Origin of the sequence: Pseudomonas sp. FeN3W (assembly GCA_030263805.2) — a bacterium.
GTDB classification, from domain to species: Bacteria; Pseudomonadota; Gammaproteobacteria; order Pseudomonadales; family Pseudomonadaceae; genus Stutzerimonas; species Stutzerimonas stutzeri_G.
The window spans coordinates 2,383,959-2,410,456 of record CP136010.1; the positions used below are offsets into that span (position 1 = coordinate 2,383,959).

At 65.1% G+C, this 26,498-nt stretch carries 26 protein-coding genes; 14 read left to right on the forward strand and 12 right to left on the reverse strand.

Annotation, left to right across the window (positions count from 1 at the left end; all coding sequences use genetic code 11):
• Positions 1-18: 18 nt before the first annotated feature.
• The 5 genes from P5704_011405 to glcD form a co-directional block, all read right to left on the reverse strand.
• Positions 19-2,199: a malate synthase G gene (locus tag P5704_011405; GenBank protein ID WOF81026.1), complete on the reverse strand. Its 2,181-nt coding sequence runs from the start codon at positions 2,197-2,199 to the stop codon at positions 19-21.
• 18 nt (positions 2,200-2,217) lie between these two features.
• On the reverse strand, positions 2,218-2,622 hold the full coding sequence (locus P5704_011410) for a heme-binding protein (protein ID WOF81027.1): 405 nt from the start codon (positions 2,620-2,622) through the stop codon (positions 2,218-2,220).
• A gap of 183 nt (positions 2,623-2,805) precedes the next feature.
• A complete protein-coding gene (glcF, locus tag P5704_011415; GenBank protein ID WOF81028.1) occupies positions 2,806-4,023 on the reverse strand; it encodes a glycolate oxidase subunit GlcF in 1,218 nt (405 codons plus the stop codon).
• A gap of 6 nt (positions 4,024-4,029) precedes the next feature.
• Positions 4,030-5,091, reverse strand: coding sequence for a glycolate oxidase subunit GlcE (gene glcE, locus P5704_011420; GenBank protein WOF81029.1), 1,062 nt, complete (start codon positions 5,089-5,091; stop codon positions 4,030-4,032).
• Complete coding sequence (glcD, locus tag P5704_011425; protein WOF81030.1) at positions 5,091-6,590, reverse strand: glycolate oxidase subunit GlcD; 1,500 nt, start codon at positions 6,588-6,590, stop codon at positions 5,091-5,093. The genes glcE and glcD overlap by 1 nt, the downstream gene beginning before the upstream one ends.
• A 237-nt stretch (positions 6,591-6,827) precedes the next feature.
• Here glcD and glcC point away from each other — a divergent pair, with 237 nt between their 5' ends.
• The 6 genes from glcC to P5704_011455 all read left to right on the forward strand — a co-directional run bounded on the left by glcC (position 6,828) and on the right by P5704_011455 (position 12,811).
• On the forward strand, positions 6,828-7,601 hold the full coding sequence (gene glcC, locus P5704_011430; protein ID WOF81031.1) for a transcriptional regulator GlcC: 774 nt from the start codon (positions 6,828-6,830) through the stop codon (positions 7,599-7,601).
• A gap of 114 nt (positions 7,602-7,715) precedes the next feature.
• Positions 7,716-8,255 (forward strand): chorismate lyase, encoded by a 540-nt coding sequence (locus P5704_011435; GenBank protein ID WOF81032.1) that lies wholly within the window; start codon positions 7,716-7,718, stop codon positions 8,253-8,255.
• A gap of 43 nt (positions 8,256-8,298) precedes the next feature.
• Positions 8,299-9,192, forward strand: coding sequence for a 4-hydroxybenzoate octaprenyltransferase (gene ubiA, locus P5704_011440; GenBank protein WOF81033.1), 894 nt, complete (start codon positions 8,299-8,301; stop codon positions 9,190-9,192).
• Positions 9,193-9,312: 120 nt separating this feature from the next.
• Complete coding sequence (gene phoB / locus P5704_011445) at positions 9,313-10,002, forward strand: phosphate regulon transcriptional regulator PhoB (protein WOF81034.1); 690 nt, start codon at positions 9,313-9,315, stop codon at positions 10,000-10,002.
• 68 nt (positions 10,003-10,070) lie between these two features.
• On the forward strand, positions 10,071-11,372 hold the full coding sequence (phoR, locus tag P5704_011450) for a phosphate regulon sensor histidine kinase PhoR (protein WOF81035.1): 1,302 nt from the start codon (positions 10,071-10,073) through the stop codon (positions 11,370-11,372).
• Between the two features lie 98 nt (positions 11,373-11,470).
• The gene (locus P5704_011455; protein ID WOF81036.1) at positions 11,471-12,811 is read left to right on the forward strand and encodes a hemolysin family protein; all 1,341 of its coding nucleotides are present in this window, start codon (positions 11,471-11,473) and stop codon (positions 12,809-12,811) included.
• A gap of 90 nt (positions 12,812-12,901) precedes the next feature.
• On the opposite strand, the gene P5704_011460 is transcribed toward P5704_011455, so the two are convergent.
• Positions 12,902-13,798, reverse strand: coding sequence for a peptidoglycan DD-metalloendopeptidase family protein (locus P5704_011460; GenBank protein ID WOF81037.1), 897 nt, complete (start codon positions 13,796-13,798; stop codon positions 12,902-12,904).
• Between the two features lie 146 nt (positions 13,799-13,944).
• Positions 13,945-14,862 (reverse strand): response regulator, encoded by a 918-nt coding sequence (locus tag P5704_011465; protein ID WOF81038.1) that lies wholly within the window; start codon positions 14,860-14,862, stop codon positions 13,945-13,947.
• A gap of 178 nt (positions 14,863-15,040) precedes the next feature.
• On the opposite strand from P5704_011465, the gene P5704_011470 reads away from it, so the two are divergent.
• The 7 genes from P5704_011470 (at position 15,041) to P5704_011500 (ending at position 21,078) form a co-directional block, all read left to right on the forward strand.
• Positions 15,041-15,853 carry a universal stress protein gene (locus P5704_011470; GenBank protein ID WOF81039.1) on the forward strand — a complete coding sequence of 271 codons (813 nt, stop codon included), beginning with the start codon at positions 15,041-15,043 and terminating at the stop codon, positions 15,851-15,853.
• Positions 15,854-16,247: 394 nt separating this feature from the next.
• On the forward strand, positions 16,248-17,453 hold the full coding sequence (locus P5704_011475) for an ABC transporter substrate-binding protein (GenBank protein WOF81040.1): 1,206 nt from the start codon (positions 16,248-16,250) through the stop codon (positions 17,451-17,453).
• Positions 17,454-17,455: 2 nt separating this feature from the next.
• Positions 17,456-18,262, forward strand: coding sequence for an ABC transporter ATP-binding protein (locus tag P5704_011480; protein WOF81041.1), 807 nt, complete (start codon positions 17,456-17,458; stop codon positions 18,260-18,262).
• Positions 18,255-18,959, forward strand: coding sequence for an ABC transporter ATP-binding protein (locus P5704_011485; protein WOF81042.1), 705 nt, complete (start codon positions 18,255-18,257; stop codon positions 18,957-18,959). The genes P5704_011480 and P5704_011485 overlap by 8 nt, the downstream gene beginning before the upstream one ends.
• On the forward strand, positions 18,959-19,846 hold the full coding sequence (locus P5704_011490; protein WOF81043.1) for a branched-chain amino acid ABC transporter permease: 888 nt from the start codon (positions 18,959-18,961) through the stop codon (positions 19,844-19,846). The genes P5704_011485 and P5704_011490 overlap by 1 nt, the downstream gene beginning before the upstream one ends.
• A complete protein-coding gene (locus P5704_011495; GenBank protein ID WOF81044.1) occupies positions 19,846-20,832 on the forward strand; it encodes a branched-chain amino acid ABC transporter permease in 987 nt (328 codons plus the stop codon). The genes P5704_011490 and P5704_011495 overlap by 1 nt, the downstream gene beginning before the upstream one ends.
• A 105-nt stretch (positions 20,833-20,937) precedes the next feature.
• Positions 20,938-21,078 carry a hypothetical protein gene (locus P5704_011500; GenBank protein ID WOF81045.1) on the forward strand — a complete coding sequence of 47 codons (141 nt, stop codon included), beginning with the start codon at positions 20,938-20,940 and terminating at the stop codon, positions 21,076-21,078.
• A 157-nt stretch (positions 21,079-21,235) separates the two neighbouring features.
• Here the strand turns inward: P5704_011500 and P5704_011505 are convergent, their stop codons facing one another.
• From P5704_011505 to P5704_011525, 5 genes are all read right to left on the reverse strand, one after another.
• On the reverse strand, positions 21,236-21,775 hold the full coding sequence (locus P5704_011505) for a hypothetical protein (GenBank protein WOF81046.1): 540 nt from the start codon (positions 21,773-21,775) through the stop codon (positions 21,236-21,238).
• Positions 21,776-22,230: 455 nt separating this feature from the next.
• Positions 22,231-23,001: a ParA family protein gene (locus P5704_011510; GenBank protein ID WOF81047.1), complete on the reverse strand. Its 771-nt coding sequence runs from the start codon at positions 22,999-23,001 to the stop codon at positions 22,231-22,233.
• An 89-nt stretch (positions 23,002-23,090) separates the two neighbouring features.
• Positions 23,091-23,885 (reverse strand): thymidylate synthase, encoded by a 795-nt coding sequence (locus P5704_011515; protein WOF81048.1) that lies wholly within the window; start codon positions 23,883-23,885, stop codon positions 23,091-23,093.
• Positions 23,886-23,990: 105 nt separating this feature from the next.
• Positions 23,991-24,791, reverse strand: coding sequence for a prolipoprotein diacylglyceryl transferase (lgt, locus tag P5704_011520; GenBank protein ID WOF81049.1), 801 nt, complete (start codon positions 24,789-24,791; stop codon positions 23,991-23,993).
• 10 nt (positions 24,792-24,801) lie between these two features.
• Positions 24,802-25,584 carry a sulfite exporter TauE/SafE family protein gene (locus P5704_011525; GenBank protein ID WOF81050.1) on the reverse strand — a complete coding sequence of 261 codons (783 nt, stop codon included), beginning with the start codon at positions 25,582-25,584 and terminating at the stop codon, positions 24,802-24,804.
• 158 nt (positions 25,585-25,742) lie between these two features.
• Between P5704_011525 and P5704_011530 the strand changes: the two genes are divergently transcribed.
• Positions 25,743-26,498 carry an NRDE family protein gene (locus tag P5704_011530; GenBank protein WOF81051.1) on the forward strand — a complete coding sequence of 252 codons (756 nt, stop codon included), beginning with the start codon at positions 25,743-25,745 and terminating at the stop codon, positions 26,496-26,498.

The following is a 26,498-nucleotide window of genomic DNA, read 5'->3' on the forward strand; positions in this document are numbered from 1 at the left end:
CGCGGCCGATCCTGCCTGTCAGCCCTGGGCCGCCTTGAAACGCTGGCGCCAGGCGTGCAGCAGAGGCTCGGTATAACCGGCAGGCTGCTCGCGCCCCTTGAACACCAGATCACAAGCCGCCTGGAAGGCCGCCGACTGAGTGTAGTCGGCAGACATGGCGCGATAGAGCGGATCACCGGCATTCTGCTGGTCGACCACCTTGGCCATGCGCTCCAGGGTTTCCTGCACCTGCTCGCGGGTCACCACGCCATGGTGCAGCCAGTTGGCCACGTGCTGGCTGGAGATACGCAGGGTGGCGCGGTCCTCCATCAGGCCGACGTTGTGGATGTCCGGCACTTTGGAGCAGCCGACGCCCTGCTCGACCCAGCGCACCACGTAGCCAAGGATGCCCTGGCAGTTGTTGTCCAGCTCCTGCTGCTTCTCCTCAGCGCTCCACTTGTCCTCGGCGACCACCGGGATGGTCAGCAGGTCGTTGAGCAGCTGCTCGCGTTCGGCGGCCAGATCGACCTTTTCCAGCTCGCTCTGCACGGCCTGCACGTTCACCTGGTGATAGTGCAGCGCATGCAGGGTGGCGCCGGTCGGCGACGGCACCCAGGCGGTGTTGGCACCGGATTTCGGATGGCCGATCTTCTGCTCGAGCATGGCCGCCATCAGGTCCGGCATGGCCCACATGCCCTTGCCGATCTGCGCCTTGCCGCGCAGGCCACAGGCCAGGCCGACCAGCACGTTGTTGCGCTCGTAGGACTGGATCCACGGAGTGGACTTCATGTCGCCCTTACGCAGCACAGGGCCGGCTTCCATGCAGGTGTGCATCTCGTCGCCGGTACGGTCGAGGAAGCCGGTATTGATGAAGGCCACGCGGTGCTTGGCGGCTGCGATGCAGGCCTTGAGGTTGGCGCTGGTACGGCGCTCCTCGTCCATGATGCCCATTTTCAGGGTATAGCGAGGCACACCGATCAGGTCCTCGACGCGACCGAACAGCTCGTCGGCGAAGGCGACTTCCTTCGGCCCGTGCATCTTCGGCTTGACGATGTAGACGCTGCCGGTGCGCGAGTTGCCCTTGCGCTTGAGGTCATGCTTGGCGATCAGGCTGGTGAACACGCCGTCCATGATGCCTTCCGGGATCTCGCGGCCGTCTTCCAGCAGGATCGCCGGGTTGGTCATCAGGTGACCGACATTGCGGATGAACAACAGCGAGCGACCGTGCAGCTTCAGCTCACCACCATTCGGCGCGCTGTATTCGCGGTCCGGGTTCAGGCGGCGGACGAAGCTCGAGCTGCCCTTGGCGACTTCCTCGCTGAGGGTGACCTGCACGATGCCCAGCCAGTTGCGGTAGGCCAGCACCTTGTCGTCGGCATCCACCGCGGCGACCGAGTCTTCGCAGTCGAGGATGGTGGAAACGGCGGACTCGACCAGCAGGTCCTTCACGCCAGCAGCATCGGTCTGGCCGATCGGGCTGTTCGGATCGATCTGGATCTCGACGTGCAGGCCGTTGTTCTTCAGCAGCACAGCCTTCGGCTCGACCGCTTCGCCCTGGAAGCCGACGAATTTTTCCGGCTGCTTGAGCCCGGTGACGCTGCCGTTCTCCAGGGTGACCTTCAGCTGGCCGTCCTGTACGCGGTAGGCGGTGGCATCGGCGTGGCTGCCCTGCGCCAGCGGCGCGGCCTGATCGAGGAAATTGCGCGCGTAGGCGATGACCTTGGCGCCACGGACTTCGTTGTAGCCTGGGCCCTTCTGCGCGCCGCCCTCTTCGGAGATGGCGTCGGTGCCGTACAGCGCGTCGTACAGCGAGCCCCAGCGGGCGTTGGCGGCGTTCAGCGCGTAGCGCGCGTTCATGATCGGCACCACCAGCTGCGGACCGGCCTGGGTAGCGATCTCGTTGTCGACATTGGCGGTGTCGATCTTCACCTCGCCCGGCACCGGCTGCAGGTAGCCGATGGATTCGAGGAAGGCACGGTAGGCCGGCATGTCCTTGATCGGGCCTGGATTGGCCTTGTGCCAGGTATCGAGCTCGACCTGCAGGCGGTCGCGCTCGGCGAGCAGCTCACGGTTCTTCGGCGCCAGGTCATGGACCAGTGCGTCCAGGCCCTGCCAGAAGGCGGCGGCTTCGATACCGGTGCCCGGCAGAACTTCGTCTTCGATGAAACGCTGCAGATTGGCCGCCACTTGCAGGCGGCCCAGGGTTACACGCTCGGTCATCTGTCGTTCTCCTTCTGTTCAGTTGGCCAGGGCGGCGACGCCGGCCTTGGCGATCTGGGCATCCTGCGTGGCGGTCACGCCGGACACGCCCACCGAGCCGATCACCTGGCCATCGACCACCACCGGCACGCCGCCTTCCAGCGAGCAGACCACCGGCGCGGAGAGGAAGGCGCTGCGGCCGTTGTTGACCATGTCTTCATAGCCCTTGGTTTCGCGGCGACCGAGCGCGGCGCTGCGGGCCTTCTCGGTGGCGATGTAGGAGGCGATCGGCGCGCAGCCGTCCAGACGCTCCAGCGCCAGCGGATGGCCGCCGTCGTCGGCGACGACGATGGTCACGGCCCAGCCGTTGGCCTGCGCTTCGGCACGGGCGGCGGCAAGGATGGTGGCGACTTCGGTCTGGCTCAGTACGGCTTTGCTTTTCATCTCGATTCTCCTGTCTTCGTATTTCGGTTGTTCGTTGCGTTTGGGCTGCCTACGCACGCCGTAGGTTGGGTTGAGCGCAGCGAAGCCCAACGGGCGGGGGTGTCAGGCGGCGCTGCAGCGTGAGTTGGGCTTCGTCGCTTCGCTTCTCAACCCAACCTACCGGCCCCTGCCGCAGCCCCCATCTCACCCCATCGACTCCTCGACCACCTCGATCCAATGCTTGACCGGCGTGCGGCCGGCACCGTCGAGGTGTGTCTGGCAGCCGATATTGGCGGTGACGATCACTTCCGGCTTGCCGCTCTCCAGCGCGTTGAGCTTGTTGTCGCGCAGCTGGTGGGAAATCTCCGGCTGGGTGATCGAATAGCTGCCGGCCGAGCCGCAGCACAGGTGCGCATCGGGCACCGCAGTGAGCTGGTAGCCCAGACGGGTGAGCACGTCTTCGACCGCGCCGCCGAGCTTCTGTGCGTGCTGCAGGGTGCATGGGCAGTGGAAGGCCATGCGCTTGTCGGCGCGCACGTCGAGCTTTTCCAGCTCCGCGCTGCGCAGCACTTCGACCAGATCCTTGGCCAGCTCGCTGACCCGGGCGGCCTTGGCAGCGTAGACCGGGTCATCCTTGAGCAGATGGCCGTATTCCTTGACGAAGGCACCGCAGCCGCTGGCAGTCTGCACGATGGCTTCGGCACCGGCTTCGATGGCCGGCCACCAGGCATCGATATTGCGACGCGCGCGATCGAGGCCGGCGTCCTGCGCATTGAGGTGGTAATCCACCGCACCGCAGCAGCCGGCTTCGCGCGCCGGGCTGACGCTGATGCCGAGGCGGTCGAGCACGCGCGCGGCAGCGGCGTTGGTGCTCGGCGACAGGCTCGGCTGCACGCAGCCTTCAAGCATCAGCACGCGACGGCTGTGCATCACCTGCGGGCGCGGTTTGGCCGGGCGAATCTCGCGCGGCAGATGGTCCTTCAGCGAGGCTGGCATCAGCGGCTTCAGCGCGTTGCCGGTACCGAGCAGCGCCTTGAACAGCCCCGGACGCGGGATTACCGTGCGCAGGCCGCCGCGCACGATGCGCTCGCCCAGCGGGCGCTGCACCTGGCGTTCGATGAAGTCACGACCGATGTCCAGCAGGTTGTGGTACTTCACCCCGGACGGGCAGGTGGTCTCGCAGTTGCGGCAGGTCAGGCAGCGATCCAGGTGCAGCTGGGTGCTCTCGGTCACCTCGCCGCCCTCGAACATCTGCTTCATCAGGTAGATGCGCCCGCGCGGGCCGTCGAGCTCGTCGCCCAGCAACTGGTAGGTCGGGCAGGTGGCATTGCAGAAGCCGCAGTGCACGCAGGAGCGCAGGATGCTTTCGGCTTCCTCGGCGCGCGGCAGTTTTTTCGCGGCTTCGCTCAGATTGGTTTGCATACGTCGTCAGACCTCGGAATACATGCGGCCGGGGTTGAAGATCCCCTGCGGGTCGAGTGCGGCCTTGAGCTGGCGGTGATAGCGCAGCATCGGCGCGGCCAGCGGCTGGAACGGGCTGGCCGTGGCGCCTGCGCTGAAGCACATGGCATGGCCGCCGACCTCGTGGGCGATGGCACGGATCGTCTCGGCGTCGGCGTCGCTCTTCAGCCAGCGCTGGGCGCCGGCCCAGTCCAGCAGTTGCTCGCCCGGCAGCGCCACGGCCGGCGTGTTGTTCGGCAGCGACAGGCGCCACAGCGGGCGCGGGTCGGCGAAGAAGGCCAGGCGCTGTTCGCGCAGGTCGTTCCAGTAGCCGGGGTCTAGACCCTCGCCACCGATACGCTCGCGCGCCGCGCCCACCGAGCCTTCGCCACCTTCCAGACGCAGGTGCAGCGCCTGGCCGTCATGGCTGGCGGCGCTGATCGGGATCGGCTGCTGGCCCCACTCGGCAAGCTTGAGCAGCGCGCGGTCGAGGTCGATTTCCAGACGCAGGCTGGTGCACAGGCGTGGCTTGGGCAGCACCTTGAGCGAGACTTCAGTAAGTACGCCGAGGCAACCAAAGCTGCCGGCCATCAGACGTGACAGGTCGTAGCCAGCGACATTCTTCATCACTTCGCCACCGAAACGCAGGTGCTTGCCCTGGCCGGTAATCACGCGCGAGCCGAGGACGAAATCACGCACCGAACCGCTCCACGGGCGACGCGGGCCGGACAGCCCGGCGGCGATCATGCCGCCAACCGTGGCACCTTCGCCGAAGTGCGGCGGCTCGCAAGGCAGCATCTGCCCTGCAGCATCCAGCGCGGCTTCCAGCTCCGTCAGCGACGTGCCGGCGCGAACGGTGACCACGAGCTCGGTAGGGTCATAGCTGACGATGCCGCGGTGCTCGCGGGTATCGAGCAGCACACCGTCGGCCTGCCGCCCGAGAAAGCTCTTGCTGCCGCTGCCCTGAATGCGCAGCGGCGTGTTGGCGGCAAGTGCCTGGTTGACCTGGTCCAGCAACTGCGCGCTGGCGTCGTTGGCGATTACGGACATCAGAAACGCTCCAGTTCAGGGAAAGGCAGCTGGCCGTTGTGGATGTGCATGCGGCCGAATTCGGCGCAGCGATGCAGGGTCGGGATGTTCTTGCCGGGGTTGAGCAGCCCGCTCGGGTCGAACGCCGCCTTCACCGCGTGGAACAGGGTCAGCTCGTCGCTGTTGAACTGCGCGCACATCTGGTTGATTTTCTCGCGGCCGACACCGTGCTCGCCGGTGATGCTGCCGCCGACCTCGACGCAGAGTTCGAGGATCTTGCCGCCCAGTTCCTCGGCGCGCTCCAGCTCACCGGGCTGGTTGGCATCGAAGAGGATCAGCGGGTGCATGTTGCCGTCGCCGGCGTGGAACACGTTGGCCACGCGCAGGCCGAACTGCTCGGACAGATCGGAAATGCCCTTGAGCACGCCCGGCAATTCGCGCCGCGGGATGGTGCCGTCCATGCAGTAGTAGTCCGGCGAGATGCGCCCGACCGCCGGGAAGGCGTTCTTGCGTCCGGCCCAGAAACGCACGCGCTCGGCTTCGTCCTTGGCCAGGCGCACTTCGGTGGCACCGGCCAGCTTGAGCACTTCGCTGACGCGGGCGCAGTCGTCATGCACGTCAGCTTCGACGCCATCCAGTTCGCAGAGCAGGATGGCCTCGGCATCCACCGGATAACCGGCGTGGATGAAGTCCTCGGCAGCGCGGATCGACAGGTTGTCCATCATTTCCAGGCCACCGGGGATGATGCCGGCGGCGATGATGTCGCCCACCGCACGACCGGCCTTCTCCACCGAGTCGAAGGCGGCGAGCAGCACCTTGGCCACCTGCGGCTTGGGCAGCAGCTTGACCGTCACCTCGGTGACGATGCCGAGCATGCCTTCGGAGCCGGTGAACAGCGCCAGCAGGTCGAAGCCCGGCGAATCCAGTGCATCGGAACCGAGGGTCATGCGCTCGCCCTCGACGGTGAGGATGTCCACCTTGAGCAGGTTGTGCACGGTCAGGCCGTACTTCAGGCAATGCACACCGCCGGCATTCTCGGCGACGTTGCCGCCGATGGAGCAGGCGATCTGCGATGAGGGGTCCGGCGCGTAGTACAGCTCATAGGGGGCCGCGGCCTGGGAGATCGCCAGGTTGCGCACGCCGGGCTGGACCCGGGCGAAGCGCCCAGCCGGGTCGACTTCGAGAATCTTGTTGAAACGCGCCATGACCAGCAGGATGCCCTGCTCCAGTGGCAGCGCGCCGCCAGACAGGCCGGTACCGGCGCCACGGGCAACCACCGGCACGCCGCGCTGATGGCAGAGCTTGAGCAGCGTCTCGACCTGCTCAATGCGCTCGGGCAGCACCACCAGCAGCGGCGTGGTGCGGTAGGCGGAAAGCCCGTCGCACTCGTAGGGCTTGAGGTCCTCGCTGCGGTGGAGGATGTCCAGATCGGGCAACTGCGCCTGCAGCTCGGCCAGCAGGGCGGCCTTGTCGACCTTGGGCAACGCACCATCGACGCGTTCGTCGTAGAGAATGTTCATGGCAGGTTCCGGTTCTCGTGGGTTGCAGCCAGCGCGAACGACTGCGGTGGAATGACGCATCTTTAACGTCGAAGATGGTCCCCAGTCCATGACCTAGACAACTGGTCCTACCAGTTTTTTGTAGTCGCCCGATGAAAGGCACTACCGAATAGTCCTCCAGACGGTGCTGTTACTGGTATTCAGGCATTCAGGGTAAACTCCCGCCAAACTGGTCCTACCAGTGGGAGAACGAAGGACATGCAGAACGAAAACCACAATGACCGTCGTCAAGTCGCCGATGTCGTCGCCGAGCGTATCGAACGTTTGATCGTCGACGGCGTATTGAAGGTCGGCCAGGCGCTGCCATCGGAACGCCGCCTGTGCGAGAAGCTGGGCATTTCCCGCTCGGCGTTGCGCGAGGGCCTGCGCGTATTGCGTGGACGCGGCATCATCGAGACGTCCCAGGGCCGTGGCTCCTTCGTTGCCGAACTGTCCGGCAACCATGACGCCAGCCCACTGATGCACCTGTTCAACTCGCAACCGCGCACGCTCTATGACCTGCTGGAAGTGCGTGCGCTGCTGGAAAGCGAATCGGCGCGGCTGGCGGCCTTGCGCGGCACCGACGCGGATTTCGTGCTGCTACGCCGCCGCTACGAGGAAATGCTCGCCGCCCACGCCAGCGAAGAGGGCGCCGACCCCCGCGAGCACGCCCGCCTCGACCACGCGTTTCATCTGGCGATCTGCGAGGCCTCGCACAACCCGGTGCTGGTGCACACGCTGCAGTCGCTGACCGACCTGATGCTCAGCACGGTTTTCGCCTCGGTGAACAACCTCTACCACCGACCGGCACAGAAGCGCCAGATCGACCGCCAGCACTCGCGTCTCTATCACGCGGTGATCGAGCGTCTGCCCGAACAGGCCCAGCGTGCGGCACGCGACCATATCCACGGCATTCGCGACAACCTCAAGGAGATCGAGCAGGAGGAGCAGCGCCTGGTGCGCGCCACCATGCGTCTTGAAGGCTGGACCTGAGGCGTATGTAGCGTTTACCGAGCGCGGCTACAGCCTGGCCGGACAGCCCGCACCCGTGCCGCGCCCAAGTCGCATGCTAGACTCGCCGCTCTTTTCCGCTAGCTCTGACGCACCGTGTCCGAAATTCATGACTGGCTAAGTGCCGACCGCCTCCCCTCCCCCCTCGATCCCGCCCTGCACGACTGGCTCTACGTCGACAAGGGCTCGCTCACCCGCCGCCTGACCGAGCTGGCCGATGGCGCCTTCAGCGTGACGCCGCTACACGAAGCCTGGCAGCCCCTGCGCGCCGACGAGTGCGCCGCGCTTGGCGTTCCGGCCGACAGCGAGGGCTGGGTGCGTGAGGTCTATCTGTGCGGTCAAGGCCAGCCCTGGGTGTTCGCCCGCAGCGTCGCCGCGCGAGCGCAGCTGGAGGACTCCGGCCTCGACCTGCAGCGCCTGGGCAATCGTTCCCTGGGTGAGCTGTTGTTCAGCGATCCGCCCTTTGCCCGCGGCACGCTCGAGGCCTGTCATTACCCCGCGCGCTGGCTACCGGATGCGTGCCGTGTCGACGGCCTCTGGGCGCGGCGCTCGTGCTTCCGCCAGAATCGGCTCGGCGTGCTGGTCGCCGAGGTGTTCCTCCCCGAGCTGTGGCAGGCCGCCGCCGTCACGCCCTGAGCGCGCCGCTCTGCATGCCCCCTTCCGCCAAGGAGAGCCGCTGATGTATCTGAAACTGCTGCAATCGTGCAATCGCCTGCACCCGCGCGCCTGGGACTTCATCCAGCTGATGCGTCTGGACCGGCCCATCGGCACCTATCTGCTGCTGTGGCCAACGCTGTGGGCGCTGTGGATAGCTGCCGAAGGCGTACCCAGCGCGAAGAATCTGTTCATCTTCATCACCGGCGTGATCCTGATGCGCGCCGCCGGCTGCGTGGTCAACGACTTCGCCGACCGCAACTTCGACGGCCACGTGCAACGCACCCAGACGCGCCCCATGGCCACCGGCAAGATCAGCTCCCGCGAGGCCTGGACGCTGTTCGCCGTGCTGGTGGGCCTGAGCTTCGGCCTGGTGCTGCTGACCAACGCAACCACCGTCTACCTGTCCTTCGGCGCCCTGGCGCTGGCCGCCTGTTACCCGTTCATGAAGCGCTACACCTTCTATCCGCAGGTGGTGCTCGGCGCAGCCTTCTCCTGGGGCATGCCGATGGCCTTCACCGCCGAGACCGGCAACCTGCCGCCCGAGGCCTGGCTGCTGTTCATCGCCAACCTGCTGTGGACGGTGGCCTACGACACCTACTACGCCATGGCCGACCGCGAGGACGATCTGAAGATCGGCATCAAGTCCACTGCCATCCTCTTCGGCGAAGCGGACCGCGTCATCATCGTCACCCTGCAGGGCCTGGCGCTGTTCTGTCTGCTCCTTGCCGGCGTGCGCTTCGAGCTGGGCCAGTGGTTCCACCTCGGGCTGGTGGTCGCCGCCGGCTGCTTCGCCTGGGAGTTCTGGAAGACCAGGTCGCGCAAGCCGCAGGTCTGCTTTAAGGCGTTCCTGCACAACCACTGGGCAGGGCTGGCGATCCTTGCGGGCATCGTGCTGGATTACGCCACCAAGGCTTAAGCCCAGGCGCGCCGGGCCAGAGCGCCGGAGCACGGCAGCCTGCTGCCGTCTGCCTGTCACATGGCTGCAATAATTCCGTTATCTAATGCCGGACGACAAGAACAGACCCGAGGCTTGACCATGAACGGCAAGAGCATACTGATCGTCGATGACGAGGCGCCGATCCGGGAGATGATCGTCGTCGCCCTGGAAATGGCCGGCTATGACTGTCTCGAAGCAGAAAACACCCAGCAGGCCCACGCGCTGATCATCGACCGCAAGCCAGACCTGATCCTGCTCGACTGGATGCTGCCCGGCACTTCCGGCATCGAGCTGGCCCGTCGCCTCAAGCGCGACGAGCTGACCGCCGACACGCCGATCATCATGCTCACCGCCAAGGGTGAAGAAGACAACAAGATCCAGGGTCTGGAAGTCGGTGCCGACGACTACATCACCAAGCCCTTCTCCCCGCGCGAGCTGGTGGCCCGCCTCAAGGCCGTGCTGCGCCGCGCGACGCCGGTGGACAGCGAATCGCCGATCGAGATCGGCGGGCTGCTGCTCGATCCGGTCAGCCATCGCGTCACCATCGACGGCAAGCCGGCCGAGATGGGGCCCACCGAATACCGCCTGCTGCAGTTCTTCATGACCCACCAGGAACGCGCCTACACCCGCAGCCAGCTGCTCGATCAGGTCTGGGGCGGCAATGTCTATGTCGAGGAGCGCACCGTCGATGTGCATATCCGCCGGCTGCGCAAGGCACTCGGTGAAGCCTACGAGAACCTGGTGCAGACGGTACGCGGCACCGGTTATCGTTTCTCCAGCAAAAGCTGAGCACGCCGGGTGAGCATGCGTCCCGGCGTAATCCGCCCCATCATCGCCACCTCTCTGGAGTGCTTCGGTTGAATCAGGACTGGCAAGGAGCCCTCGTGCGTCGCTTGCTGCTCATGCTCGGCGGCTGCCTGCTACTGGGACTGCTGACCGGCGAATATGCCTGGGCACTGGTCCTTGGTCTGAGCGGCTATCTGGTCTGGACCCTACGCCAGCTGCTACGCCTGCAGCGCTGGTTGCGGCGTACCGACCCGGACGAAGCGCCGCCGGATTCGGCGGGCATCTGGGGCGACGTCTTCGACAGCCTGTACCAGATGCAGCGCCGCGACCTGCGCCTGCGCGGCGAGCTACAGGGCATCATCGATCGCGCACAAGGTTCCACCGCCGCGCTCAAAGACGCGGTGATCATGCTCGACAGCGACGGCAACCTGGAATGGTGGAACCCCGCCGCCAACCGCCTGCTGGGGCTGAAGAAGCCGCAGGACGCCGGTCATCCGATCGGCAATCTGGTGCGCCATCCGGCGTTCAAGGAATACTTCGATGGCGGCAACTACGACCAGCCGCTGGAACTGGCCTCGCCCGTCGACGACCGCATTCGCCTGCAGTTCAACATCACCCGCTACGGCAACCGCGAGCACCTGCTGCTGGTCCGCGACGTCACCCGCCTGCACCAGCTGGAGCAGATGCGCAAAGACTTCGTCGCCAACGTATCCCACGAGCTGCGCACGCCGCTCACCGTCATCGCCGGCTATCTGGAGACGCTGCTGGAAAACGCCGATGCGGTGAACCCGCGCTGGCTCAGAGCCCTGCAGCAGATGAACCAGCAAGCCGGGCGCATGCAACACCTGCTCAACGACCTGCTCCTGCTGGCCCGCCTGGAAACCAGCAGCCGCCCGACCGACAACCAGCCGGTGGCGGTGAGCCTGCTGCTGCAATCGATCGTCAGCGATGCCCGCGCGCTGTCCGGCAGTCGCGGGCACCTGATCAGCCTCGATGCCGACCCGGCGCTGCTGCTCAAGGGCAGCGAGACGGAGCTGCGCAGTGCCTTCTCCAACCTGGTGTTCAATGCGGTGAAGTACACGCCCGATGGCGGCAGCGTGCATGTGCGCTGGTGGGGCGACGAGGTGGGCGCGCACCTGAGTGTCGAGGACACCGGCATCGGCATCGAACAGAAGCACCTGCCGCGCCTGACCGAGCGCTTCTACCGGGTCGACTCCAGCCGCGCCAGCAGCACCGGCGGTACTGGACTGGGGCTGGCCATCGTCAAGCACGTGCTGCTGCGCCACCAGGGCCGCCTGGATATCAGCAGCACGCCAGGCCGGGGCAGCCGCTTCTCCTGCCACTTCCAGAACAGCCAGGTGTCCGAGCGCTGATCCACCGCCTGCGCGAGCCGGAAAAATCCCGGCTCATCGCTTGAAAAGCCGGCCCGCCGCCGCCATCCTGTCGCGACCATTGGCTACCCGATCCCTTCATGGACCCCTCCCCCAGTTACGCCGCCTCGTCCTACTTCGCCGATTTCGGCCTGATTCTCTTTGCCCTGTTCCTCGTGCTGCTCAACGGCTTCTTCGTTGCCGCCGAGTTCGCCATGGTCAAGCTGCGCTCCACCAAGGTGGAAGCGATCGCCAGCCGGCACGGCTGGCGCGGGCACATCCTGCGCACCGTCCACGCTCAGCTCGACGCCTACCTCTCCGCCTGCCAGCTGGGCATCACCCTGGCTTCGCTCGGCCTCGGCTGGGTCGGCGAACCCGCTTTCGCCCACCTGCTCGAACCGCTGCTGACCAGCATCGGCATCCAGTCCCCGGCGGTGGTGCACGGCATCGCCTTCTTCACCGCCTTCTTCATCATTTCCTACCTGCACATCGTGGTCGGTGAGCTGGCGCCGAAGTCCTGGGCGATCCGCAAGCCGGAGCTGCTGTCGCTGTGGACGGCGGTGCCGCTGTACCTGTTCTACTGGCTGATGTACCCGGCCATCTACCTGCTCAATGCCAGCGCCAACGCCATCCTGCGCATCGCCGGCCAGGGCGAGCCCGGCGCACATCACGACCACCACTACAGCCGCGAAGAGCTCAAGCTGATCCTGCACTCCAACCGCGCCCGCGACCCTGGCAATCAGCAGATTCAGGTGCTGGCCTCGGCGGTGGAGATGAGCGAGCTGGAAGTGGTCGACTGGGCCAACTCGCGTGAGGATCTGCTGCAGCTGGAGCATGACGCTCCGCTGAGCGCGATTCTCGAAGTTATCCGCCGCCACAAGTACAGCCGCTACCCGGTCTACGACAGCGAGAAGGGCGAGTACGTCGGCCTGCTGCACATCAAGGATCTGCTGCTGGCGCTGGCCGCCGATGATCGCCTGCCCGAACACTTCTGCCTGAACGAGCTGCTGCGTCCACTGGAGTGCGTGTCCAAGCACATGCCGCTGGCCAGCCTGCTCGAACAGTTCCGCCAGGGTGGTGCGCATTTCGTGCTGGTCGAGGAAGGCGACCACAAGGTAATCGGCTTCCTGACCATGGAAGACGTGCTCGAAGTGCTGGTGGGCGATATCCAGGACGAACATCGCAAGGCCGAACGTGGCGTGCTCGCCTACCAGCCCGGCAAGCTGCTGGTCCGCGGCGACACCCCGCTGTTCAAGCTGGAGCGTCTGCTGGAAATCGACCTCGATCACATCGAAGCCGAAACCCTGGCCGGACTCGTCTACGAAACGCTCAAGCGCGTTCCCGATGAAGATGAAGTGTTGCAGGTCGAAGGCCTGCAGATCGTCATCAAGAAAATGCGCGGCCCGAAGATCGTGTTGGCCAAGGTGCTCAGGCAGGCTTAAAGCTGGAAGCCAGCTTGCGGGCTGGGGCCAGCACCCCGTCAAGCTCTTTCTTCCAGCTTCAGGCTTCAAGCTTCAGGCTGCTTTTACCTCTTATTCCCCACCAACGGCGAAGTTCGGCAGGCTGTTGACCGGCTGCGAGAAGTCGAACGGGATCGACTCGATCGCCAGACCGACGTTGCGCTGCACCACGAAGTGCAGATGCGGACCGGTGCTGTTGCCGGTATTGCCGGAGCGCGCGATGCGGGTGCCGGTTTCCACCCGCTGGCCTTCACGTACCGCCACCGAGCCCTTCATCAGGTGCAGATAGACGCCCATGGTGCCGTCGTCATGCATGATGCGCACGAAGTTGCCGGCCGGGTTGTTGCCGCGGCCGCTCTGCTGGTTCTCGATCTTCACCACCATGCCGCCGCGCGCGGCGACGATGGGCGTGCCTTCGGGCATGGCGATGTCGACCGCGTAGCGCCCCTTGGGCGTGAAATGGCTGTACTGGCCGTTGGCGCCCTGGGTCAGGCGGAAAGGACCGCCGCGCCAGGGCAACGGGTACTTGTAGGGTTTGGGTAACAGGCGCGGATCGCCCAGGGCATGGCGAAGCTTGGGCGTGTACTTGAGTGGCTTGCTGGCATCGCGCGGGGCCAGGGTGGCCAGACGAATCTGACTGCGCGGCGGCAATACCCAGCGGATCGGCTTGGCCGGTGCGCCGACGGCATTGACGACGTTTTCCAGCTTCAGCTCGATATCCACCGGCGCGAACAGGTCGTTACGCACCAGCAACGTCTCGCCCGCCGCATGTTTGCGGGTTTCCAGTTTGACCTGGGTATCGAGCTTTTCCACCATGCGGTCACTGAAGACGAAGACCTGCGCGCCGGGCGCGGCCTGGTCGCTGTAGGTCACGACCCCATTGGCGTCGGTGTATTTGTAGATGGTCAGGGCCAGCGCCGGCGTAGCCAGCAGCGGCAGCCCGAGCAACAAGAGAATGCGCCCCAGCATAACGGCAGATGTTCTAGTGATTATGTGTTGGAACGGGAACTCTAGCAGCGGCGACTGGCCTGTGCGAGCCACCGACCGTCGGGGTGTGATGCCGGTCAGTTTGTCTGCGCGACCAGGCGCCGAACGGTCGCCTGACGGGGCGCAGATCAGGCGCCGGGAATGAAGTGCCGCTGCGCCGTGCCGCGGGCGATCAGGCGTGACAGGTAGTCCATCTTCTGCGGGTCGCGGTCGACGAAGCGGAACGACAGCTGCAGCCATTCGCTGTCGGGCTTCGGCTCGAAAGCCGCAACGGCGTGCAGATAGCCGTTGAGGCGGGCGATCTCACCGCCCTCCCCCTGCTCGAGATCGAGTACGGCACTTTCCAGCACCTGCGGCAGCTGTTCGCCGCGCTTGACCACCAGCAGTGCCTCTTTGAGGCTCAGCGCCTTGATCACGCAGGCGACACTGCCATTGGCCAGTCGTAGCTGGCCCTGCCCGCGACCGGACGCTGCACCGGCTGCCGCGCTGGCAGGTACCGGCGGCGGCTGAATAAGGGGCGAGGCTTTACTCTCAACGGCAGGAGCGGCGGGTGCTGCGGGCCGCACCACCTCGGCCTTGCCGCCAGTCAGAGCGGCCAGCGAATCGTTGGCTATGCCGGTCGCGAGGCTTCGCGTCGGCGCGCTGGCAGCCAGGGCATCCAGCTTGCCGGCACGGCCGAGGGCCTTGCGCACCTTGCTGGTCAGCTGTTCGTTGGAAAAGGGTTTGCCGATGAAGTCCGAAACGCCGGCCTGAATGGCCTGCACGACGTTCTCCTTGTCGCCACGGCTGGTCACCATGATGAACGGCGTGCTTTTCAGCGAATCCTGCGAGCGGCACCAGGTCAGCAGCTCGAGCCCCGACATCTCCGGCATTTCCCAATCGCAGAGAATCAGGTCGAAACGCTCGCGGCTGAGCATTTGCTGGGCCTTGCGCCCGTTGACCGCATCCTCGATGCGAATGCCGGGAAAGTGACTACGGAGCGCCTTCTTCACCAGGTCGCGGATAAAGGGCGCGTCATCCACTACCAGCACACTGACCTTGCTCATCCATCTCTCCTGCGCGAATGCCGGCAAGCATAGCCGCAGGATCGGATCGACAAAAGCACGAGTGGCCATTGCCCTTGAAGTTGATGCGCCCGATCAAGGGGCGACGCGGGTCACGGGCGGGACATGCCCCCGCGGCCACGGCATACTTGCGCCTTTCGCCAGCTTCGCGAGGCCGCCCATGCTTCAGCACAAACGGGTTCAGCACATTCTTGTCGCCCACGATCTCAGCCCGGACGCCGATCTCGCGCTGCAACGTGCCGCCGGCCTGGCGCGCCAGGCCGGCGCTCGCATCAGCCTGCTTTACGTGCTCGACGAGCGCGGTGCCGAGAGTGACGAACAACAGGCACGCGCATTCCTGCAGCAACGCCTGCAGGAAAACGGGCTGGGGCAGCTCGAACCCTGGATTCGCCGCGGACAGCCGGTGGAGGAGATTCTCACCCAGGCCGAGGGTCTGGAGACCGATCTGCTGGTGCTGGGGCGCCATCACAAGGGATCTAGCCAGGGATTCGCCGGTACCACGCTGGAGCACATCATGCTGGCAAGCCGGGCACCGCTGCTGCTGGCCATCACCCCGGCGGACATCCCGTACCAACGCGCTGTGGCTGCGCTGGATTTCTCCGACTGCGCCACCCGTGCCATGCAATGCGCCTGGACACTGCTTGGCGAGGGGGCCGAACTGCATGCCCTGCATATCGACGAGATGGCCGAAGTACACGGCCCCGATTACGAAGGCCTGTCGCTGCAGCAGGAACTGTTCGATCAGTTGATCGAAGACATCCAGCCGCAACTGCCGGATACGGGCGCGCTGCTGAGCTACAGCCTGCATCAGGGCGAGCGTAACAATTGCATGGACGCGGCGCTGCGCGACCTGCAACCGCTGCTGCTGGCACTCGGCGGTCACAGCCGCGGCGAACTGAGCAGCGCCCTGCTCGGCAGCCTGACTCGGCAGTTTATCGACAAGCCGCCCTGCGACATCCTGATCGCGCGCTGAAGCGCATCTTTGCCCGCCTGCGCCCGATGGCGCCGGTGCATAGCAGGCACCGCATTGCCGAGCGACACGCCACCGTCAGGTTGCGTCCTTGCAAACCCCTGCTACGTTTAGAGCCAGAACAACAATAAGAAGAAGACGCCCATGTGCCTCGCTTCGACTCGTTTCTGGTCCCGCTTTCCAGCTCCCATCTCTGCAACGTTTCACGACGACGTGGTGCCCCGCGCACGCTTGCGTTCGCCGTGCGTGCGTCAATGCCTGGCCGCTGCATTCAGCCCGCCAACGATCCACGGCATTGCGCGCCTGACCGCCTGCCCAGCTTTTCCCTAACCCGCCATACGGACCGCTTCGCATGGGGCGAGCCCGTATGCCGAGCAAACCGTGCAAGGAGATACGCATGAAGCTTTCAGCAATCGCAGCGGCAACCCTGACGGCAGTGGTCGCCATACCCGCCTCGGCCGAGATTTCCGACGGCAAGGTGAAGATCGGCATCCTCAACGATCAGTCCGGCGTGTATGCCGATTTCGGCGGCAAGTGGTCGTTCGAGGCGGCGAAAATGGCCGCCGAGGACTTCGGCGGCAAGGTGCTCGACGCGCCGATCGAGATCGTCACCGCCGATCACCAGAACAAGCCGGACATCGCCTCCAACATCTCGCGGCAGTGGTACGACCGCGAGCAGGTCGACTCGATCATGGAGCTGACCACCTCCTCGGTGGCGCTGGCGGTACAGGGCATTTCCAAGAGCAAGAAGAAGATCAATCTGGTGACCGGCGCCGCCACCACCGAGCTGACCGGCAAGCAGTGCTCGCCCTACGGCTTCCACTGGGCCTATGACACTCACGCGCTGGCGGTCGGCACCGGCGGTGCGCTGGTGTCCCAGGGTGGTGACAGCTGGTATTTCCTCACCGCCGACTACGCCTTCGGCTACTCGCTGGAAGAGCAGACCGGCAAGTTCGTCAAATCCAAGGGCGGCGAGATCAAGGGCGCCGTGCGTCATCCGCTGGCGAGCACCGATTACTCCTCGTTCCTCTTGCAGGCGCAATCCTCCGGCGCCAAGGTCATCGGCCTGGCCAATGCCGGCCTGGACACCGCCAACAGCATCAAGCAGGCCGCCGAGTTCGGCATCGTCGCTGGCGGCCAGCGCCTCGCCGCACTGCTGTTCACCCTCGCCGAAGTGCACGGTTTGGGCCTCGACGCCGCCCAGGGCCTGACCCTGACCGAGAGCTTCTACTGGGATCGCGACGACAAGTCCCGCGAGTTCGGTGAGCGTTTCTTCAAGCGCACCGGGCGTATGCCGAACATGGTCCACGCCGGCACCTACTCCGGCGTCATGCAGTACCTCAAGGCGATCGAGAAGGCCGGCACCGACGCCACCGAGCCGGTTGCCAAGGCGATGCACGAGATGCCGGTGGACGACGTCTTCGCACGCAACGCCAAGGTCGGCGCCAACGGCCGGCTGATCAGCGACGTCTACCTGATGGAAGTGAAGAAGCCCGAGGAAAGCAAGCGCGAGTGGGACTACTACAAGGTGCTGGCGACTGTACCGGGCAACGAGGCCTATATCGATCCGGCCGAGAGCGGCTGCGATCTGGCCGGGCAGTGAGCATGGTTGCAGCGCAAAGCCTAGACGCCGGCGGGCCGACCGCCGGCACAGCCACGGACACGCCAGTGATGCTCTCTGCCCGCGGCCTGCGCAAGGAGTTCGGCGGCTTCGTCGCGGTCAACAATGTCGATCTGGACGTGCGCCATGCACAGGTGCACGCCCTGATCGGGCCCAACGGCGCGGGCAAGACCACCGTGTTCAATCTGCTGACCAAGTTCCTGCAACCCACCAGCGGAACCATCCGCCTGCTCGACCATGACATCACCCGTACCGACCCGGCCAAGGTGGCGCGCATGGGCCTGGTGCGCTCGTTCCAGATCTCGGCGGTGTTTCCGCACCTCTCCGTGCTGGACAACGTGCGCGTCGCCCTGCAGCGACCGGGCGGGCTGGCCACGCAGTTCTGGCTGCCGATGCGCTCGCTCAACCGCCTCAACGAGCGCGCCATGCAGCTGATCGAGTCGGTCGGCCTGGCCGACAAGCGCAACGAGCTGGCCGCTGATCTCTCCTACGGGCGCAAACGCGTGCTGGAGATCGCCACCACCCTGGCGCTGGAGCCCAAGGTGCTGCTGCTGGACGAACCCATGGCCGGCATGGGCCACGAAGACGTGCACGTGGTGGCCGAGATCATTCGTGAGGTCGCCACCCAGCGCGCGGTGCTGATGGTCGAGCACAACCTCAAGGTGGTCGCCGACCTCTGCCATCAGGTGACGGTACTGCAGCGTGGCGAAATCCTGACCTCCGGCGACTACCGCACGGTCAGTCAGGACGAACGCGTGCGCGTGGCCTACATGGGGACCGAAGATGACTGAACCCTTGCTCAGCGTGCGCGACCTCAACGCCTGGTATGGCGAAAGCCATGCCCTGCACGGCATCGACCTCGACGTGCGCCAGGGCGAGACGGTGACCCTGCTCGGCCGCAACGGCGTCGGCAAGACCACCGCGCTGCGCTCGATCGTCGGCATCATCCGCAAGCGTAGTGGCAGCATCCGCTTCGACGGCAAGGACATGCTGCGCGTACCGCTGCACCGCACCGCCCGCCACGGCATCGGCTATGTGCCGGAGGAGCGCGGCATCTTTTCCACCCTGACAGTGGAGGAGAACCTCACCCTGCCGCCGGTGATCGCCAAGGGCGGCATGACCCTGGCGGAGATCTACCAGCTGTTTCCCAACCTCGAGGAACGCCGCAAGAGCCCCGGCACCAAGCTCTCCGGTGGTGAACAGCAGATGCTCGCCATGGCACGCATCCTGCGCACGGGAGCTAAGCTGCTGCTGCTCGACGAACCCACCGAAGGCCTGGCACCGGTGATCATCCAGCGCATCGGCGAAGTGTTGCAGACGCTCAAGCAGCGCGGCATGACCATCCTGCTGGTGGAGCAGAACTTCCGCTTCGCCAGCAAAGTGGCCGACCGCTTCTACGTGGTCGATCACGGCAAGGTCATCGACTCGTTCGACGTCGCCGATCTGCCCGGCCGCATGTCCATGCTCAACGAAGCCCTGGGGGTCTGATGACGACGATTTTCGATGTGCCGATCCAGGCCTTCCTCGGACAATTGCTGATCGGCCTGATCAACGGCTCGTTCTACGCCATGCTCAGTCTGGGCCTGGCGATCATCTTTGGCATGCTGAAGATCATCAACTTCGCCCACGGCGCGCAGTACATGATCGGCGCCTTCGGCGGCTACCTGCTGCTGGCGACCCTCGGCATCGGCTACTGGCCGGCGCTGATCCTCGCGCCAATCATCGTCGGCCTGTGCAGTGCGGTGATCGAGCGCCTCGCACTCTCGCGGCTGTACAACCTCGACCACCTCTACAGCCTGCTCTTCACCTTCGGCCTAGCGCTCGCCCTGGAAGGCGCCTTCCGCTACTTCTACGGCTCGTCCGGGCAGCCCTATGCCGTGCCGAAAGCACTGGCCGGCGGCTACAACCTGGGCTTCATGTTCCTGCCCAAGTACCGCGCCTGGGTCGTGCTGGCCTCGCTGGTGATCTGCATCGCCAGCTGGCTGCTGATCGAGAAGACCAAACTCGGCGCCTACCTGCGTGCCGCCACCGAGAACCCGACGCTGGTGCGCACCTTCGGCATCAACGTGCCGCTGCTGCTGACCTTCACCTATGGCATGGGTGCGGCACTGGCCGGGCTGGCTGGCATGCTCGCCGCGCCGATCTATCAGGTCAGTCCGCTGATGGGCTCGAACCTGATCATCGTGGTGTTCGCCGTGGTGGTGGTCGGCGGCATGGGCTCGATTCTCGGCGCGATCATCACCGGCTACCTGCTGGGCATTCTCGAGGGGCTGACCAAGGTGTTCTATCCGGAGGCTTCCAACATCGTGATCTTCGTGATCATGGCGATCGTGCTGCTGGTGCGTCCGGCCGGCCTGATGGGGAGGGACGCCTGATGACCACGCCAGTATCCATGAGCGCCACCGCCAAACGCCCGCTGCTGCGCCTGGAGACCGTGCTGATCCTGATCGGCGTGGTCGCCCTCGCACTGGCGCCCTTCTACTTCTACCCGATCATCCTGATGAAGGTGCTGTGCTTCGCCCTCTTCGCCTGCGCCTTCAACCTGCTGCTCGGCTACACCGGCATCCTCTCCTTCGGCCACGCGGCGTTCTTCGGCGGCGCGGCGTATTTCACCGCCCACGCGGTCAAGGAATGGGGGCTGCCGCCCGAGCTGGGTATTCTCGTCGGCGTTGCCGGCGCGGCGTTTCTCGGCCTGATCATCGGCTTTCTGGCGATCCGCCGGCAGGGCATCTACTCGACGATGATCACCCTGGCGCTGTCGCAGATGTTCTTTTTCTTCTGCCTGCAGGCGCCCTTCACCCATGGTGAGGATGGCATTCAGAACATTCCACGTGGGCACCTGCTCGGCTTCATCGACCTGCAGGAACCCCTGTATATGTACTTCTTCGTGCTGTCGGTATTCCTCGCCGGGATGCTGCTGATCTGGCGCGTGATCAACTCGCCGTACGGCATGATCCTGCGCTCGATCCGCGAGAACGAGAACCGCGCCATTTCCCTGGGTTATTCGGTGTCGCGCTACAAGCTCGGCGCGTTCGTCATGTCCGCCGCCTTGGCCGGGCTGGCCGGCGGACTGAAGGCACTGGTGTTCCAGTTCGCCACGCTGACCGACGTCAGCTGGCAGATGTCCGGCGAGGTGGTGCTGATGACCCTGCTCGGCGGCATCGGTACCCTGGTCGGGCCGATCTTCGGCGCCGCACTGGTGACCAGTCTGGGCAACTACTTCGCCACCTCGGAGCTGCCGGTGACGCTGGTCACCGGGATCATCTTCATGGTCTGCGTGCTGGTCTTTCGCCGCGGCATGATCGGCGAGCTGTACGCCTCGCGGCTGGGCAAGAAGCTCGAACGGCGCGCGGAGGATTGAGGCTGGGAGACCTGGATGGGACGGCACGCGTAGGTTGGGTTGAGGGGCGCAGCGCGTAGGTTGGGTTGAGGGGCGAAGCGCCGAAGCCCAACACGTTGCCCATCATTGATGTCACCCCGTTGCCCGTATGCGTTGGGCTTCGCTTCGCTCAACCCAACCTACGGCCTGGTCTTCCGCCGCGGCATGATCGGCGAACTGTACGCCTCGCGGCTGGGCAAGAAGCTCGAACGGCGCGCGGAGGATTGAGGCTGGGAGACCTGGATGGGACGGCACGCGTAGGTTGGGTTGAGGCGCGCAGCGCCGAAGCCCAACATGTTCCCCATCATCGATGTCGCCCCGTTGCCCGTATGCGTTGGGCTTCGCTTCGCTCAACCCAACCTACGGTCTGCATGGCTATCCGCGGTTACAGAATCGACTTGCCCATTCTCGCCATCAACTGAAGCAGCCTGTCATCGCCCTGTACCCGCTCGTTCATCTGCAGGCGAAGAGACTCACTGACGTTCTGATCCAGAATCGTAGCCTGGTAATGCGCCTCTATTCCTTGGATGCCATTGGCTTCAAGCACAGCGTGGTAATGCCCCTGAACGAGGTCGGCATATTCGCTACGCTCGGCCTCTGACGTGGATGCAGCCTGCGGATACTTGTCGGCGAACCAGTCGGCCCCGACACCCAGCTTGCCGGGTACCTGGAACATATATTCGGCTCGCCAAGCCGGAACCTGATACATCTCCAGGGGATAGGTTCCCGAAGAGCCGCCCTGCATACCCGGTATCACGCCTTCGGCGCTGGCAGCCCGCCTGGCCGCATCCGATATCGTTACGCTGTCCGCGTTGTGCGGTCTGCTGCCGCCTCGGGACTCCTGGGCGGCTTCCTCGGCTTTCGCGGCTTTCACCTGACTGGCATAAGCAGCGTTCGCCGCCGGATACGCATTATGGATATGCATGAAAGTTCTCCCCTCGTCCTTTAGGGTCGATCGACCTACATCCCAATCGCCCTGGCGATCGACACGCTATCGATGATCCACCTCATCGCATTGGCTTGCTGGTGCGTCGACAGCAAGAACCAAGCCACTGAATGGACACGTGCACCTGGATCTCTTCAACCGACGGCGATAGTCGCGACCCGTCGGAAGCAAAAGGGCCATTCACCGACGATCTCCGCGGAACCGGACTGTGCAGACGCCCCGGGAAGGCGTTCTCCGCCGGCAATACCTTGCCGACCCGGGCGGGGGATTGCCGCTTCGGGGCTTGCGCCCCATACGTCCGATGCCTGTAGGGTGCGCTCCGCACACCAGCGCTCTTGCACCAGGGCTCGCGGTGCGCGGAGCGCACCCTACAAAGCGACGACGTTCGGTGAACCTCGCGTTCGGCGGGGTGCAACCTTACGCCGCTTTTCCCCTCAGCCGTGCTCGAGCAGGTCGTGCAGCTCGACGAACTGCTGGCTCAGCTTGTGCCGCGGGTCCAGGTAGACCAGCGGCATGCAGGCCTGGTGCGATTCGCGCATCTTCACCGAACTCATCAGGTTGACCGGCAGCACCGGCAACCCCTCGCTCAGCAACTCGTCGATCATCTGTTGCGGCAGCGCGGCCCGCGGCTGGAATTGATTGACCACGATGCCCTCGACCTCGAGCGCTTCGTTGTGGTCGTCCTTCATGTCTTCGATCTCGTCCAGCAGGCTGTACAGCGCCTGACGGGAAAAGCTGTCGCAGTCGAAGGGGATCAGGCAACGCTCGGCTGCGATCAGCGCCGAAACGGTATAGAAGTTCAGTGCCGGCGGTGTGTCGAGGTAGATGCGGTCGTAATCCTCGGCCAGGCCGTCGAGCAGTTTGCGCAGCTTGTTGATCTTGTGCTTGGCCTCCAGCTTGGGCTGCAGGTCGGCCAGCTCAGCCGTGGCGCTGATCAGGTGCAGGTTGTCGAAGGCCGTTTCGAGGATCGGCGGGCGCGCCTTCTTGCCCGCGGTACCGCCGGCGAGGATCTGCTTGAAGAAGTCGGCGATGCCAGTGGGAATGTCATCGCCGGTCAGCCCGGTCAGGTAATGCGTGGAGTTGGCCTGCGCGTCCAGATCCACCAGCAGCGTGCGGTAGCCCTGCGATGCGCTGACCGCGGCCAGATTGCAGGCGATGCTCGACTTGCCGACACCACCCTTCTGATTGAACACGACCCTGCGCATGACCCGCCCCCCCCAAGAAACCCTGAGCGGTCGAGTCTATACGGCAAATGTGACAGCCGGGTTACCCACGACGGCAAACCCGACCAAAGTCAGACCGCGACGGGCGCCTTGATGTGCGGATGTGCTTCGTAGCCGACCAATTCGAAGTCCTCGAAACGGAAAGCGAACAGGTCCTTCACGTCCGGGTTGAGTTTCATGGTCGGCAGCGGCAGCGGCTCGCGGGTCAGCTGCAGGTCGGCCTGCTCCAGGTGATTGGCGTACAGATGGCAGTCGCCGCCGCTCCAGATGAACTCGCCCGGCTGCAGGTCGCAGACCTGCGCCACCATCAGCGTCAACAGCGCGTAGCTGGCGATGTTGAACGGCACGCCGAGAAAAATATCCGCCGAGCGCTGGTACAGCTGGCAGCTGAGCTTGCCTTCCGCGACGTAGAACTGGAACAGCGCGTGGCACGGCGGTAGCGCCATCTGCTCGACCAGCGCCGGGTTCCAGGCCGAAACGATCAGCCGGCGCGAGTCCGGATTCTTCTTGATCATCGCCAGCAGATTGGCGATCTGGTCGATGGATTCACCGTTCGGCGCCGGCCACGAACGCCATTGGTAGCCATAGACCGGGCCCAGTTCGCCGTTCTCATCGGCCCACTCATCCCAGATGCGCACGCCGTTTTCCTTCAGGTACTTGATGTTGGTGTCGCCCTGAAGGAACCACAGCAGCTCGTGGATGATGGATTTGAGGTGGCACTTCTTGGTGGTGACCAGCGGAAAGCCTTCGGCCAGGTCGAAACGCATCTGATGGCCGAACACGCTGTAGGTGCCGGTGCCGGTGCGGTCGGTCTTGAAGGTGCCGTGTTCGCGCACGTGGCGCATCAGGTCGAGGTACTGTTTCATCGATTGACTCGAAGCAGGCGCCGAAGCGCGGTGAAAAGGCTGCGCGAATAGTAAAAGGCCTGCGCCCCGCTTGTCGCCCTCATGGCGACAGGCAGGGCTACGGAATCAGGCCGGACCTTGGCTGGCGTCGCGGCGATAGCCCCAGGCGATCATCCCGGCACCGAGCAGCACCATCGGCACGCAGAGCAGCTGGCCCATGGTCAGCCAGCCGAACGCCAGGTAGCCCAGCTGCGCATCCGGCACGCGGACGAACTCGACGATGAAGCGGAAGATGCCGTAGCACACCGCGAACAGTCCTGAAACCGCCATGGTCGGCCGCGGTTTGCGCGAATAGAGCCAGAGGATCACGAACAGCGCGACACCCTCCAGGGCGAACTGATAGAGCTGCGACGGGTGCCGCGCCAGTTGCTGCGGGTCGGTCGGGAAGACCATCGCCCAGGGCACGTCGGTGGCCTTGCCCCACAGCTCGGCATTGATGAAGTTGCCGATGCGCCCGGCGCCCAGGCCGATCGGCACGAACGGCGCGATGAAGTCCATCAGCTCGAAGAAGCTCTTGCCGTTGCGCCGGGCGAAGATCCAGCTGCACAACAGCACCCCGATCAAGCCGCCGTGGAACGACATGCCGCCCTTCCATACCTGCAGGATCAGGCTCGGCTGATTGATGTAGGCGGCCAGGTCGTAGAACAGTACGTAACCCAGACGCCCACCGACGATCACCCCCATGGCGACCCAGAACACCAGGTCGGAGAGCTTGTCCTTCGGCCACTCGGGTGCGAAGCGCTGCACCCGCAGCGAAGCCAGCCACCAGGCGCCGCCGATGCCGATCAGGTACATCAGGCCATACCAGTGAATCTGCAAGGGGCCGATGGCGATGGCCACCGGGTCGATCTGCGGATAGGGCAGCATCCGTTACTCCTCAAACCAGAAAATTGATGCCGACGCTCACCAGCAGCAGGGCGAACAGGCGTCTCAGGACCCTGGCCGACAGCCGGTGCGCGAGGTTCGCGCCGATACGGGCGAAGAACATGCTGGTGATGGCGATGCCGACCAGCGCCGGCAGATAGACGTAGCCGAAGCTCCATTCCGGCAGGCGCGGGTCGTTCCAGCCGACCAGCATGAAGCTCAGCGCGCCAGAGATGGCGATCGGCAGGCCGCAGGCCGCGGAAGTCGCCACCGCCTGCTGCATCGGCACGCTGCGCCAGCTGAGGAAGGGCACCGTCAGCGAACCACCGCCGATGCCGAAGATCGCCGAGGCCCAGCCGACCACCACGCCGGCCACGGTCAGCCCTGGCTTGCCCGGCACGCCACGCGAAGCCCTGGGCTTGAAGTCGAACAGCATCTGGATCGCCATGAGGATGGCGAACACGCCGATGATCTTCTGCAGCAGCGGCCCCTGGATGGCCGCCGCGGTCAGCGAGCCGAGCGCGGCGCCGAAGAGGATGCCGACGGTCATCCACAACACGATCGGCCAGCGCACCGCGCCCCTGCGGTGGTGCGCCAGGATCGAATTGATCGAGGTGAAGACGATCGACGCCAGCGAGGTGCCGACGGCCAGGTGGGTCAGCACCTGGTCCGAAAAGCCGTGCGCGGTGAAGCTCAGGACCAGCACCGGGACGATGATCATTCCGCCGCCGACGCCGAACAGCCCGGCCAGCACACCGGCGAAGCCCCCCAGCAGCAGATACAGCAGAAACTCCATGTGGGCCCATCTCGCCAGACAAAGGCGGCATGGTAGCTGAAAAACGGGCTGGAAGCTGGAAGCTGGAAGCTGGAAGCTGGAAGCTGGAAGCTGGGCGAGGTTGCCGAAGCAGTCGCTTGGCTTCAAGCTTGTCGCTTCGAGCCTGAAGCTGAGCAATCATGTGCCTGATCGTTTTCGCCTGGCGCCCCGGCCATACCCAACCGCTGGTGGTCGCCGCCAACCGCGACGAGTTCCACGCTCGCCCGAGCCTGCCGCTGGGGCGTTGGGAGGATGCACCCTGGGTCATCGGCGGTCGCGACCTGCAGGCTGGCGGCACCTGGATGGGCGTCACCACCGGCGGACGCTTCGCCGCACTGACCAACATTCGCGCACCCGGCCAGGCGAACGGCCCACGCTCGCGCGGCGAGCTGCCGGAGCATTACCTGCGCGGGAACTTGCCGCCGGCCGACTACCTCGCCGAGCTGGCCGGGCGCCGCAGCGACTATGCCGGCTTCAACCTGCTGGTCGGCGATCGGCAGGCACTCTGGCATCTGGACTCGCATAGCGGCGAGGCGACGGCCTTGCCGCCTGGCGTCTATGGTCTGTCCAACGCCGGCCTCGACACACCCTGGCCCAAGCTGAGAAAAGCCCGCGCAGCATTGGCGGCCAACCTCGATCCGGCGGCTCCTGAGCAACTGCTCGCTCTGCTGGCGGACCCAAGCCCAGCGGCCGAGCATGAACTGCCGCAGACCGGCGTGCCGCTGGAATGGGAAAGGCGGCTGTCGAGCATTTTCATCGCCAGCCCGGAATATGGCACACGCGCCAGCACAGCGCTGATCAGTCATGCCGACGGGGTGCTGGACATCGTGGAGCGTAGTTTCGGCCCGGACGGCCCAGTGGGCGAGGTGCGCTACCGCCACCCGCCAACGAGCTGA